Annotated in this window: 11 protein-coding genes; 5 read left to right on the forward strand and 6 right to left on the reverse strand. The window is 68.3% G+C overall.

Annotation, left to right across the window (positions count from 1 at the left end; all coding sequences use genetic code 11):
* Window positions 1-116: 116 nt before the first annotated feature.
* The 3 genes from IEW34_RS13175 to IEW34_RS13185 all read right to left on the reverse strand — a co-directional run bounded on the left by IEW34_RS13175 (window position 117) and on the right by IEW34_RS13185 (window position 5,199).
* Window positions 117-749: a TetR/AcrR family transcriptional regulator gene (locus tag IEW34_RS13175; RefSeq protein ID WP_244641953.1), complete on the reverse strand. Its 633-nt coding sequence runs from the start codon at window positions 747-749 to the stop codon at window positions 117-119.
* Window positions 750-929: 180 nt separating this feature from the next.
* Window positions 930-4,073, reverse strand: coding sequence for an efflux RND transporter permease subunit (locus IEW34_RS13180; RefSeq protein WP_188609642.1), 3,144 nt, complete (start codon window positions 4,071-4,073; stop codon window positions 930-932).
* Between the two features lie 16 nt (window positions 4,074-4,089).
* The gene (locus IEW34_RS13185) at window positions 4,090-5,199 is read right to left on the reverse strand and encodes an efflux RND transporter periplasmic adaptor subunit (RefSeq protein WP_188609643.1); all 1,110 of its coding nucleotides are present in this window, start codon (window positions 5,197-5,199) and stop codon (window positions 4,090-4,092) included.
* Window positions 5,200-5,476: 277 nt separating this feature from the next.
* Between IEW34_RS13185 and IEW34_RS13190 the strand changes: the two genes are divergently transcribed.
* The 3 genes from IEW34_RS13190 to IEW34_RS13200 all read left to right on the forward strand — a co-directional run bounded on the left by IEW34_RS13190 (window position 5,477) and on the right by IEW34_RS13200 (window position 8,063).
* Window positions 5,477-6,121 carry a L,D-transpeptidase gene (locus IEW34_RS13190; RefSeq protein ID WP_188609644.1) on the forward strand — a complete coding sequence of 215 codons (645 nt, stop codon included), beginning with the start codon at window positions 5,477-5,479 and terminating at the stop codon, window positions 6,119-6,121.
* A 170-nt stretch (window positions 6,122-6,291) separates the two neighbouring features.
* Window positions 6,292-6,816, forward strand: a complete 525-nt coding sequence (locus IEW34_RS13195) for an OmpA family protein (RefSeq protein ID WP_188609645.1) — start codon at window positions 6,292-6,294, stop codon at window positions 6,814-6,816.
* 101 nt (window positions 6,817-6,917) lie between these two features.
* Window positions 6,918-8,063, forward strand: coding sequence for a zinc-binding metallopeptidase family protein (locus IEW34_RS13200; protein WP_188609646.1), 1,146 nt, complete (start codon window positions 6,918-6,920; stop codon window positions 8,061-8,063).
* Window positions 8,064-8,077: 14 nt separating this feature from the next.
* On the opposite strand, the gene IEW34_RS13205 is transcribed toward IEW34_RS13200, so the two are convergent.
* The 3 genes from IEW34_RS13205 to IEW34_RS13215 all read right to left on the reverse strand — a co-directional run bounded on the left by IEW34_RS13205 (window position 8,078) and on the right by IEW34_RS13215 (window position 10,401).
* Window positions 8,078-8,554 (reverse strand): PaaI family thioesterase, encoded by a 477-nt coding sequence (locus IEW34_RS13205; protein ID WP_188609647.1) that lies wholly within the window; start codon window positions 8,552-8,554, stop codon window positions 8,078-8,080.
* 67 nt (window positions 8,555-8,621) lie between these two features.
* On the reverse strand, window positions 8,622-9,398 hold the full coding sequence (locus IEW34_RS13210; protein WP_188609648.1) for a short-chain dehydrogenase/reductase: 777 nt from the start codon (window positions 9,396-9,398) through the stop codon (window positions 8,622-8,624).
* A gap of 43 nt (window positions 9,399-9,441) precedes the next feature.
* Complete coding sequence (locus IEW34_RS13215; protein WP_188609649.1) at window positions 9,442-10,401, reverse strand: alpha/beta fold hydrolase; 960 nt, start codon at window positions 10,399-10,401, stop codon at window positions 9,442-9,444.
* Window positions 10,402-10,706: 305 nt separating this feature from the next.
* On the opposite strand from IEW34_RS13215, the gene IEW34_RS13220 reads away from it, so the two are divergent.
* Window positions 10,707-11,957 carry an acyl-CoA dehydrogenase family protein gene (locus tag IEW34_RS13220; protein ID WP_188609650.1) on the forward strand — a complete coding sequence of 417 codons (1,251 nt, stop codon included), beginning with the start codon at window positions 10,707-10,709 and terminating at the stop codon, window positions 11,955-11,957.
* On the forward strand, window positions 11,954-13,030 hold the full coding sequence (locus IEW34_RS13225) for a phosphotransferase family protein (RefSeq protein WP_244641954.1): 1,077 nt from the start codon (window positions 11,954-11,956) through the stop codon (window positions 13,028-13,030). The genes IEW34_RS13220 and IEW34_RS13225 overlap by 4 nt, the downstream gene beginning before the upstream one ends.
* Window positions 13,031-13,093 lie beyond the last annotated feature (63 nt).

A 13,093-nucleotide genomic window follows, 5' to 3' on the forward strand; every position in this document is an offset into this window, starting at 1 on the left:
CGCCATCGTGCTGAATGCGCGATCGGCGGTCCTGCTGCAAGAGGGAGCGGGAGCACGAATCGCGATGCCACGCGGCGGTGAGGCAATGGCGGGGCAAATCGGGGGCGGGACCGGGCTCAGCGTGCCGGCGCAGGCCGGTTCTCGATCGCGGCGAGGACGAACTCGACCATCTGCTCTCGGGTTGGCTCGGGCTTCTCGACGAATTGCGCGATCAACTGCGGATGGCAGAAGCGGACCCAGGCGGTCATGACGCAGTGGCTGGCGACGTGCGTGTCGGGCGTGGTGAACTCGCCGGCGGCGCAGCCGTCGGCGATCATGCGCTCGACCATCTCCCGCACGCGGTCGACGTGCGCCTTGATCGCCGCCCAGCTTTCGCTCATGGCCACTTCGACCATCTCGTGCAGCTTGACGTCGCCGGTGAACAGCTCGGCGCTCATGGCATGATTGGCGAGCAGGAAGGCGCGCAGCCGTTGGCGTGCCGAGCCCGGTCCGTTCGCGACAGCGCTCAGCGCATCCTCAATCTCGCCCATGACGCGGATCGCGACGGCCTCGTTGATCGCCTTCTTGGAATCGAAGAAGCGATACACGTTGGCCGGACTCATCTTCAGCGCGCGCGCGATGTCGGCCACCGTGGTCTTCTGGTAGCCGATGTCGCGGAACAGCCGCTCGGCCTCCGTGACCACGCGCGTGCGCACATCCAGCTCCGGGCCGGCGGCGCCGTCAGGGATATGAAACGCGGTGTCGGTCAAACCTCTCAGTCCCAACTCGGCGGCCACTTGGCATGGCCTGCTCTTCGATCCGTCATTCTACCAGATCAACGCCCTGTGCGAGCGGCGTTTTGGCATGCCCGCCGCGCAAACGTGATCGCCGCCGGCGCCCGGCTGCAGCGCGCCGCCCCCGATCGGAGCGCGCGGTGCCGCTAGGGGCCTTTATTCGGCCGCCAGCGGCAGCGGCGGCGGCACCTGCCGCAGCCCGCCATCTCCGGGCCGCCCGTCGGTCGTCGTCCGGCCCTCGGCGGTGTCGAGCGAGCGACGGAACCACAGGGCGTAGAGCGCCGGCAGGAACAGCAGGGTCAGGAAGGTCGCCACGAACAGGCCGCCCATGATGGTGGTCGCCATCGGCCCCCAGAAGGCAGAGCGCGACAGCGGGATCATGGCCAGGATGGCCGCGAGCGCCGTCAGCACCACGGGACGCGCCCGGCGCACGGTAGCCTCCACGATCGCGTGCCGCCGCGTCGCGCCCTCCGCCACGTCATGCTCGATCTGATCGACGAGGATGACGCTATTGCGCATGATCATGCCGGCCAGCGCGATGAGCCCGAGCAGCGCGACGAAGCCGAACGGCTGCTGGGCGACGTTGAGCCCGAGCGAGGCACCGACGATGCCGAGCGGCGCCGTCATGAACACGAGTATCAACCGCGAGAAGTTCTGCAGCTGAATCATCAGCAACGTCAGCATGACGATGATCATGAGCGGCATCAGCTTGGCCAGCGAGGCGTTGCCCTTCTCCGATTCCTCGATGGCGCCGCCGATCTCGATGCGGTAGCCGGGCTTCAGCTTGTCGCGGATATCCTGGAGCTTCGGCCAGATCGCGTTGGTGACGTCGGGCGCCTGCACGCCGTCGACGATATCGGCCCGCACGGTGGCGACCATGTCGCGGTTGCGCCGCCACAGGATCGGCTCCTCGTGACCGTAGCCGAGCCGCGCCACCTGGGACAAGGGCACGACGACGCCATTGCGCGAGACGATGGTGAGGTCGGCGATGCGGCCGAGGTCGAGCCGCTCCTCCGGCACCGTCCGGGCCACCACCTCGACCTTCTCGATGCCGTCGCGGACCGTGGTGACGCTCGCCCCCGAGATCAGGGTCTGGAGCGCCTGCGCCATGTCCTGCGGCGTCAGCCCGAGCGCCCGGGCGCGCTCCTGATCGACCTCAAGGGTGACGTTGGGGGTCTGCTCGTTCCAGTCGAGGTGAGGGTCGAGGATCTTGTCGTTGGCGCGCATCACGTCGCGGACCTCGTAAGCGACGCGGCGCACCTCGCCGGTGTCGGGGCCGATCACGCGGAACTGCACGGGAAAGCCGACCGGCGGGCCGAAGTTGAAGCGGTCGACGCGCACGCGTGCCTCGGAAAGGGCGCCGTCCGCGACGGCCTTCTCCAGCCGCGCCTTGATGCGCTCGCGCCCCTCCACGTCCTTGGCGACGATGACGATCTCGGTGAAGGCCTCGTTCGGCAGCTGCGGATTGAGGCCGAGCCAGAAGCGCGGGCTGCCTTGGCCGATATACGTGGTGAAGGTGGCGATGTCGGCATCGCCCTCGAGCAGCTTCTCGCCCTTCTTGGCCGCCGCCGTGGTGGCGCCGATGCCGGTACCCTCGGGGAGCCGCATCTGGAAGAATAGCTCCGGCCGCTCCGACAGCGGGAAGAACTGCTGCTGGACGTGGCCGAAGCCGACGATCGACAACGCGAAGACGGCGACCGTGGAGACCACGACGACGATGCGGTGGCGCACGCACCAGGTGACGACAGCGCGCAGCATCCGGTACAGCCGCGTCTCGTAGATCGCGTGCGGATCGCCGTGGGCGTGCCCCTTGGCCAGCTTGGGCAGCAGCTTGACGCCGAGGTAGGGCGTGAAGGTGACGGCGACGATCCATGACGCGACCAGCGCGATCGCCACCACCCAGAAGATGCCGCCGGCATATTCGCCCGTGGCCGAGTTGTTGAAGCCGATCGGCAGGAAGCCTGCGGCCGTCACCAATGTGCCGGTGAGCATCGGGAAGGCGGTCGAGGTCCAGGCGAAGGCGGCCGCCTTCATGCGGTCCATGCCCTGTTCCATCTTCACCACCATCATCTCGACGGCGATGATGGCGTCGTCGACCAGCAGGCCCAGCGCGATGATCAGCGCGCCCAGCGTGATGCGGTGCAGGTCGAGCCCCATGGCCGCCATGACGATGAAGACGATGGCGAGCACCAGCGGCACCGACAGGGCGACGACGATGCCGGTGCGCCAGCCGAGCGAGATGAAGCTCACGACGAGCACGATGCCGAGCGCTTCCATGAAGGAGCGCACGAACTCGCCGACCGCGTGGTCGACGACCAGCGGCTGATCGGCCACCTGCTCGATATCGATGCCCTGCGGCACGGCGGCCATGAATTCCGCGGTCGCCGCCGCCACCGCCTTGCCGAGATCGAGAATATTGGCGCCCCTGGCCATCACCACGCCGATGCCCAGCGCCGGCTCCCCGCGCTGACGCACCACATAGTCGGTCGGGTCCTCGAAGCCACGGGTCACGGTGGCGATGTCGCCGAGGCGGAACACGCGGCCGTTCGCCTCCACCGGCGTTTCCGCGACAGCCTTGGCGCCATCGAGCGCGCCGCTGACGCGCAGCGGCACGCGCTGGGCGTCGGTCTCCACCACACCGGCCGGCACCACGGCATTCTGCTTGGCCAGGCTGTCGAACAGCGCCTGCGGCGTGAGGCCGAGCGTAGCGAGCTTGGCGTGGGAGAACTCGACGTAGATCTTCTGGTCCTGCACCCCGTAGAGGTTGACCTTGGTGACGTCGGGCACCTTGAGCAGGCGCTGGCGCAGGCCCTCGGCCACCTTCTTGAGCTGAGCATAGTCGGCGCCGCCGCCGGTGAGCATGTAGAGGATCGAATCGACGTCGCCGTATTCGTCGTTGACGTTGGGGCCGATCAGGTTCGCCGGCAGCCCGGCGCGGATGTCGTCCAGCTTCTTGCGCAGCTGGTAGAACAGCTCCGGCACCTCCTTGGGCGGCGTCGTGTCCTTGAAAGCCATCTGCATGGCCGTGAACGACGGCTTCACATAGGTGATGACCTTGTCGAAGTAGGGCAGCTCCTGCAGCTTCTTCTCGATCGGGTCGGCGACCTGGTCCTGCATCTCCTGGGCCGTGGCGCCCGGCCAGATGGCGGTCACCACCACCACCTTGATGGTGAAGGAAGGGTCCTCGGCGCGGCCGAGGCGCTGGTACGAGATCAGGCCGCCGACGCCGAGGATGACGATCAGGAACAGGATGAGCGCCTGGTGGCGGACCGCCCAGGCTGACAGGTTGAAGCTCTTCATGGCCCCCGCCTCGCGATCAGAAAGAGAGGGCGTCGACGACCCGGACCTTCTGGACCGGGTCGAGCTTCTGCACGCCGACGGCGACCACCTTGTCGCCGTCCTGGACGCCCGCCGCAACGACGACGTCGCGGCTGTCGTAGCTCCTGACCACCACCGGCTTCAGCGTGAGCGCACCGGTCGCCGGATCGACCACGTAGACCGACGGCCCGCCGTTCTGGTTGAACAGCGCCGACAGCGGCAAGCGTGCGACGCGCGCGGCACTGGCATCAACGAGCGACAGCGTGCCGGTCATGCCGATCTCCGCATCGTTGCCGACGCTGGGCAGCGAGAACTTGGCGAGAAAGGTGCGGGTGGTGGCGTCAGCGGTGGGCGACAGTTCGCGGAGCTTGGCCTCGTAGGACTTGCCCGGCTTCGACCACAGCACCAGCGCGGCTTTGCCGGTGCGCGCCCGCTCGATCATCGTCTCGGGCACCGCGACGACGGCCTCCCTCTCGCCGGTGCGGGCGACGCGGATCGCCGTCTGCCCCGCGGACACGACCTGCCCCGGCTCGACCAGAACGGCGGTGACGATGCCCGCCGCGTCGGCGGTCAGCTTGGCGTAGGAAAAGCTGTTCTTGGTGAGCTCGACGGCACGGTCAGCGCGGGCGATGCGGCCGCGGGCCTCATCTGCTGCCGCGTGGCTCGAATCGAGCACGGCGTCCGTCGACCACCCCTTCTTGCGCAGCTCCAGCGCGCGCTGCTCGGCGGCGGTGGCCTGGGCCAGGGCACCCCGCGCCGCCCGCTGCTCGGCCTCGGCCTGCTCGGCCTGAAGCCTGAGGTCGATATCGTCCAGCACCGCGAGCGTCTGGCCAGCGGCCACGCGGTCGCCGATCTCGACCAGGCGCCTGGCCACCTTGCCGTTCAGGCGAAAGCCGATGTCGCTCTCGATGCGCGGGCGAATCGTCGCCACCAGCGTGCGGGACGGGGTTTCGCTCTCGAAGCGCACCGGGGCCACCAGCACCGGCCGGTTCTGCTTGACCTCGGCGGGCGCCTCCTCGTTACAGGCGGCGAGGGGGAGGGCGGCGGCGAGTGCGAGGAGCGCCATCGCGCGGGCAGGATACCGGGCGGCAGGGCGAGGCTGGCGCATGAGTGCGAGATCTCCGGTCGGGCGAGGACTGCGCCGCTGCCCCCGCCCGGCGCTCCCCACCCGGCAACGTAGGTGACGACTGACGAATGTCAACTTTCGTCAGGAGATAATCATAAGCGCTGCCGAAGCCGCCGCAGCGGCCCGCCATCGTGCCCAACCGCGCGGCGTTGCGAGTTGACGGCTTTCCCCAAGTGTCCGTAAAGATGACGGGATTGGGGGCGCGCGAGCCGACGCTCGGGTCTCTGCTCGGACGCCCGCGACCCCGGGGGGAGATGACATGACAATCAGCCGGAGGCAGTTTGTCGCGGGCGGCGCGGCGATAGCCGTGGCGGGCGCCGCGGCGCCAGCCCTCGCCCAGCAGGAGCAGACGGCCGCCTATTTCCAAGGCGATGTCCCCGACAACGGCCAGTATTATCGCAAGACCAATTTCAGCAAGATAGACCCGGTGTGGCGTCGGCAGCTGGTGAAATACTACTCCGAGGAGCCGCAGGGCACCGTCGTTGTCGATACGCGCAACCACTTCATGTACATCATTTTCGAGAACAAGACGGCGTTGCGTTACGGCGTCGGGGTCGGCAAGGAAGGGTTCCAGTGGTTTGGCCGCGCGCAGGTCGACCGCAAGCAGATCTGGCCGAGCTGGGTGCCGCCGCCGGAAATGCTGAAGCGCCGTCCCGACTTGCCGACCTTCGTGGCCGGCGGCCCCGACAACCCGCTCGGACCGCGCGCCCTGTACCTCTACCGCGACGGCCGGGACCTGGGCTATCGGCTGCACGGCACCACCGAGCCGTGGTCGATCGGTGGCGACGTCTCCAGCGGCTGCATCCGCATGTTTCCTGAAGACGTCGTCGATCTTTACCAGCGCTGCCCGAAAGGAACCAAGGTGCTTGTCCTGAAGCACCTGGGCTCGGGCGACGCGACCTGACGCCGGAGCAGCACGCCAGACAGTCGCCATCGCCGAGGGGCGAGCCCGAACGAGGGGGTCGCTTCCGCGCCGATGGCTGCTGGACGAACGAGGCGGAGCGAGCTCCAAATGGATAGCCCGCCGGCCGGCGCGAACCGGCCCGTGCGGCGACTTCGAGTGCGGGGGCATTCATGCGAATCGGCAAATGGGCGGCCAAGGCGGCACTGCTGACGGCTGCCTTGCTCTTGGCGGGGTGTGCGAGCGAGGCCGTGCGAGGCCCGGTGGGCCCGAGCCCCAACGTCACCAACGCGCCGGTCGGCAGCGGGGCCGACGTGCCGCCGGGCAGCAACGAGGATTTCATCGTCAACGTCGGCCGCCGGGTGTACTTCAAGGAGGGCTCGGCCGAGCTCGACGACACGGCGAGGGTGACGCTCGACAACCAGGCGGCGTGGCTCGCCAAGTTTCCGCGCTGGAACGCCAAGATTCAGGGCTTCGCCGACGACCCGGGCTCGGACGAGCAGAACCGGGCGCTGGGCCTGCGCCGCGCCGATGCGGTCAAGGCCTACCTGTCGGCTCACGGCGTGGCGCCCGGCCGCCTGCGCGCCAAGACCTATGGGCGCGAAAAGGAGCGCATCGTTCGCGATTGCGCGGACATTTCCTGCAAGGCGCAGAACCGCCGCGTCATCACCAACCTGGAGGGCGACCGCGACCTGTGAGGCGTGGCGGGGATTGGGAACGATAGGGCGCGTGACGCATTAGGCAATGTCGCGGCCGAACGGCCGCGCCAACGCCTTCCTCGTCCGAGACTGTCGCGCCCATGAAGCTCTTCCAATGCCAGCACTGCGGCCAGCCGCTCTATTTCGAGAACAGCGCATGCGAAAGCTGCGGCCGCAGTCTCGGTTATGTGGCCGCGCTCGGCGAGCTCTCGGCGCTCGAGCCGACCGGCCAGAGCTGGGCGGCGTTGGCCGAGCCCAGCCGGCCCTACCGGTTCTGCGCCAACGCGGTCCATGCCAGCTGCAATTGGCTGGTGCCGGCCGACGGCGCGGATGACTATTGCACCGCCTGTCGCCACAACCGAACCATCCCGGATCTCTCCGGGGCCATCAATCTGGAGCGCTGGCGGCGCATCGAGATCGCCAAGCACCGGCTGTTCTACACCCTGCTGCGGCTGGGCCTGCCCCTCCGGACGCGGGCGGAGAGCGCCGAGGGGCTGGCCTTCGACTTCCTCGCCGACCCGAGCGAGCCTTCGCTGCCGACCATTCTGACCGGTCACGACAAGGGCCTCATCACCATCAACCTGGCGGAGGCCGACGATGTGGAGCGCGAACGGCGCCGCCACGACATGGGAGAGGCCTACCGCACGCTGCTGGGCCACTTCCGCCACGAGGTCGGGCACTATTTCTGGGATCGGCTGGTGGCCGATGGCGGCTCTCTCGCGCCCTTCCGCGAGGTCTTCGGCGACGAGCGGGATGACTATGGCGAAGCCCTGAAGCGGCACTACGCCAGCGGGGCGCCGGCGGATTGGCGGGAGCGCTTCGTCACACCCTACGCCAGCTCCCATCCCTGGGAGGACTTCGCCGAGACCTGGGCGCACTATCTCCATATCGTCGACACGCTGGAGACGGCCGGCGCCTTCGGCCTCAAGGTCAAGCCGAGCGTCCCCAGCGCGCCGGACCTGATGGCGAGCGTCGACTTCGATCCGCATGAGGCCATCGACATGGAGCGACTCATCGCAGCCTGGCTGCCGCTGACATTCGCCGTGAACTCGTTGAACCGCAGCATGGGCCAGCCCGACCTCTATCCGTTCGTGCTGTCGCCGGCGGTGATCGTGAAGGTGTCGTTCGTGCACGACATCGTACATCAGGTGACTGGGCGCGCCGTCGCTCAGCGCACCGGCAGCGAGGCCCTCAAGGCCGTGATCGCGGGCCTGCGCAACCACTACGCGGCGCCACCACGCCGGTGACGGCTGAGGCGGCGTCAGTCGACGCCCGCACCCGGATTGGGCGGCGTCTTCGGCCGGATGCGCTTGATCGTGGCGGAGAAGCTGAGCACCGGCTGCGTGCCGGTCTTGAGGAGGCCGCGCACGAAGATCATTGAGGCTCCGGCCCGCACCACCTCGCCGCTCGCCTCGATCAGGTCGCCTTCGCTGCAGGCGCCGACGAACTCACTGTTGAGGGTGACGGTAACCGACGGCATGCCCTCGATCTCCCGGGAGGCGATCATGAAGATGGCATGGTCGGCGAAGGTGAGCAGGGCACCGCCGTGCACCATGTCCAGTCCGTTCAGGTGGCGCCTGTCGGCGCGAAAGGCGCAGCGCATCGAGCCGTCGGCCTCGCGCCGGTGGTAGTAAGGGCCCGAGCGCGAATCGAAGGTGTCGCGGTCCGGCGTGCGCCAGCCCGCAAATTCGCCCTCTTCCACCACGCGCGCGCGTCGGCGCTCCTTGTCGTCCGCCACGCTCCGGACTCCCTGTTCGGTCAATTGATTTCTCTTCAGCGAAACTTGCGGCGCAATCAAGCGCCAATCAGGGCTTGTTGGCGAGGCCGCCGTCGATGGTCAGGACGGTGCCGGTGGTGAAGGCGGAGCGATCGCTCGCCAGGAAGGCGACGGCGGCGGCGATCTCCTCGGGCCTGCCGGGGCGGCCGAACGGCATGCCGGCCGTGAGCTCGCGCCAGCGATCGGCGTCGCCCAGGGTCTGGGCCGCCTGCGTCCTCAGCCGCGTTTCCATGCGATCGGTGGCGATCGGCCCGGGATTGATGCCGACGACGCGCACGCCCTGCGCCGGGCTCGCGCCGCCCAGGGCCCGGGTGAAGGCCATGAGGGCGGCATTGCCGGCGGAGCCGGCGATGTAGGCGGCGTCGACCTTCTCGCCGCCCATGCCGATGATGTTGACGACCACGCCGGCACCGCGCGCCGCCATAAGGGCATAGAAGGCCCGCGTCACGCCGATGAAGCCGAAGACCTTGAGGTCCCAGGCCTCCCGCCAGCGGGCCTGGTCGATGCTGGCGATGTCGCCGAGTGGGATCGCGCCGGCGTTGTTGACGAGGATGTTCACGTCGCCGTGGGCAGCCGCCAGGGTCGCGGCGGTTTCATCGCGCGAGACGTCGGCAGCATGGATGGCGAGGTCGGCGCCGGTCACCTCCGCCAGGATGGCTCCCCGCGCGGCTTCCAACCGGTCCTGGTCCCGCGACACCAGAACCACCCGGCAGCCCTCCTGGGCCAGCAGCTTGGCGGTAGCAAGGCCGATGCCCTTCGAAGCGCCCGTCACCAGGGCCTTGCGGCCCGCCAGTCCCAGATCCATGGTCGTCCCTCCCGCGGGAATGAAGAGGTCGGCGCGCGGCCGGTCAAGCCCCGGGGCGGATCAGCCCACCAGGCCCCGGCCACGCGGCGAGCAGCGTGCGCAGGGAGGAGACGAACGCCAGGGGCTGGTCGACCATGATGTGATGATGGGCTTCGGCGATCATCATGATGGGCGTGCCGGGCGGGGCGATGGAGCGCGTGTAGTCGACGATGCCATCGTCCAGGAACGAAGACTTCTCGCCGTACATCAGCGCCACCGGGCAGCGCACGCCGGGCAGGTCGATCGTCGGGTTGCCGCGCCGGTAGTCCTTCCACATGAACGGATCGAAGCGCCAGCTGTAGCCGCCGCATGGCTGCTGGCGGAGGGACGTGCGGCCGATATGATCGGCGATGTAGGGATGCTCGCACGGCTGCGGCGGCTGGAAGCGAAAGCGGGCCAGCGCCGCCTCCAGCGTCGGATAGATCTGGTGGGCGCGCGGCTCGCGCGGCTCACCGCGGCGCGCGCGCCGCTCGCGCCGCACCTGGGGGGACATGATCGGCGTATCGACCACCACCGCCGCCTTCAGGCGCTCGCCGTGGCGCGCCGCACAGGCGATCAGCGGTGTGCCTCCGAAGGAATGGCCGACCACCGTCGGCAGGCCCTGGTCGAACAGCCCCGCCGCCTGCGCGACCTCGAGAATCTCTTGCACGAACAGGTCGAGCGTGTAGTGCGGTCGCCGGTCGGAGCCGCCCATGCCGGACCAGGACATGGCCGCGACGCGGTAGTCGTCGGCGAAGAAGGGAGCGATGAAGCTCCACCAATCGGCATGGGCGCCGTTGCCGTGCAGGAACAGCAGGCCGGGCCGGCCGCGCTCGCCCCAGATCAGGGTTTCGATGCGGGCGTCGGCGACCGGCACGAGGATGCGTTCCGGCGCACGCGCCAGGGCAGCCGTGAACCAATCGGGTGCAGGCGGCCCGCCGCTGTCGCGTTCGGCGAGCGGGGCCCGCGGCTGTTGATGCTCCATGATGCGGCTTTCGGGCAAACAAGCGCTAGGTTGATTATCCCGAGGTCTCAGAGCAAGGACCTTGTGTCAAGCGCCAGAGGTCGTAGGCTCGCCGGCGGGCCAAAGCCTCCCGGGCGGCTCCGAGGCCGTCCGCGGCACCCGTCTGCGTGAGCTGGAGGCGATCGAGGGGCTCGCGCATCCGAGATAAAAAATTTGGTTCTCAGGGCGCGTACGGCCTGATAACCGTGTCGCCAACATCGACCAAAGCCGTGCCTCGCCTCCGGGCTCGAGGTGCCACTAATGTGACGAAGGAGAGGAAAGCGATCATGGACTTCACCATCACCGAACGGCAGAAGTATTGGCGCGATCGTGTCCACAAGTTCATGGACGAGCACGTCTATCCCGCCGAGTCCGTCTACGCCGAAGAGATGAGCGTGGTCGGCCAGGAGCGCTGGAAGGTCGTCAAGGTGCTCGAGGATCTCAAGGCCAAGGCCAAGGCCGAGGGCCTTTGGAACCTGTTTCTGGCGCCCAATGCCGAGCACGACGAGGACGACTACCGTGGCGCCGGCCTGACCAACCTCGAATACGCCATGTGCGCCGAGGAGATGGGCAAGGTCACCTTCGGCTCGGAGGCGTTCAATTGCTCGGCGCCGGACACCGGCAACATGGAAGTGCTGCACCGCTACGGCACGCGTAAGCAGAAGGACCAGTGGCTGCGTCCACTGATGGCCGGCGAGATCCGCTCCGTCTTCCTGATGACCGAGCCGCTGGTCGCCTCTTCCGATGCGACCAACATCGAGACGTCGATCCGCCGCGAGGGCGATCACTACGTCATCAACGGCCGCAAGTGGTGGTCGTCGGGCGTCGGCGATCCGCGCTGCAAGATCGGCATCCTGATGGGCAAGACCGATCCTGAGGCGGCGCGCCACCAGCAGCAGTCTCAGATCCTGGTGCCGCTCGACACGCCCGGCGTCAAGATCCTGCGTATGCTGCCGGTGTTCGGCTTCGACGACGCCCCCCACGGCCACGGCGAGGTGCTGTTCGAGAACGTCCGCGTGCCGGCCGAGAACCTCATCCTCGGCGAGGGCCGCGGCTTCGAGATCGCGCAGGGCCGCCTCGGCCCGGGCCGCATCCACCACTGCATGCGCACCGTCGGCGTCGCCGAGCGGGCGCTAGAAAAGATGGTCAAGCGGCTCCAGTCCCGCACCGCCTTCGGCAAGAAGGTGGCCGAGCAGTCGGTCTGGGAGCAGCGCGTGGCCGAGGCGCGCACCGACATCGAAATGACCCGGTTGCTCTGCCTGAAGGCGGCCGACATGATGGACAAGGTCGGCAACAAGGCGGCCCAGCTCGAGATCGCCATGATCAAGGTGGCGGGCCCGCGCATCGCCCTCAAGATCATCGACGACGCCATCCAGGCGCACGGCGGCGGCGGCGTCACCACCGACTTCGGCCTGGCGAAGATGTATGCGGGGATCCGCAGCCTGCGGATCGCCGACGGTCCCGACGAGGTGCACAACCGGGCGATCGCGCGCCTGGAGTTCGCCCGTTACTCGAACGCGGAGCATCGCACCCAGTGAGTGGAGAGAGCGCAAGCGCGGAGGAGATCTTCGCCGGTACCAAGCCCGTCGAGGAGCGCCATCGGTTCGACCAGGCGCTGCTCGAAGGCTGGATGAAGGACAACGTCGAGGGCTACAAGGGCCCCCTGACCGTCGAGCAGTTCAAGGGCGGGCAATCGAACCCGACCTACTGCCTGCGGACGCCGGGGCAAGCCTACGTGCTCCGGCGCAAACCTCCGGGCAAGCTCTTGCCTTCCGCTCACGCGGTCGACCGCGAATTCAAGGTGATCTCGGCGCTTCACGGCGCCGGGTTCCCCGTCGCCAGGCCCTATGGCCTGTGCATGGACGAGAGCATCATCGGCACGATCTTCTACATCATGTCGATGGAGGAGGGCCGGGTGCTGTGGAACGGCGCCCTGCCCACCCTCAGCAAGGAAGATCGCGGCCGACTCTACCGCTCGGAAATCGAGACGCTGGCGCAGTTGCACCAGTTCGATCCGCAGGCGATCGGCCTCGGCGACTTCGGTCGCCCCGGCAACTACTTCTCCCGCCAGATCGACCGCTGGACCAAGCAGTACCGGGCGTCAGAGACCCGCCGCATGGAGGCGATCGAGAACCTGATCGAATGGCTGCCGCGCACCGTGCCGGAGCAGACGCGCACCTCGGTCGTGCATGGCGACTACCGGCTCGACAACATCATGTTCCACAAGACGGAGCCGCGCGTGCTCGCGGTGCTGGATTGGGAACTGTCGACGCTGGGCGATCCACTGGCGGACTTCACCTATGTGATCCAGGGCTGGGTCATGCCGCACGACGGGCGTGCCTCGCTCGGTGGCATCGACTTCAAGGGGCTGGGCATTCCGGAGGTCGACGAGGTCGTCGACATTTACTGCAAGGCCACCGGCCGCGACGGCATCCCGGACGTGAACTGGTACTTCGCCTACAACCTGTTCCGGCTGTCGGCGATCTCCCAGGGTATCGCCGGGCGCGTCCGCGACGGCACCGCCGCCAGCCCGCAGGCCATCGAGGCGGGCGAGCGGGCCGAGCCGCTGGCCGTCATGGCCTGGGACTATGCCAGGAAGGCCGGGGCCTGACGCCGGCTTGAGCTCGCGTGGCGGTGGCCAGGCCACCGCCGCCGGACCATGCAAGACAACGAC

This window comes from Chelatococcus reniformis (assembly GCF_014640075.1).
In the GTDB taxonomy this organism is placed as follows: Bacteria; Pseudomonadota; Alphaproteobacteria; order Rhizobiales; family Beijerinckiaceae; genus Camelimonas; species Camelimonas reniformis.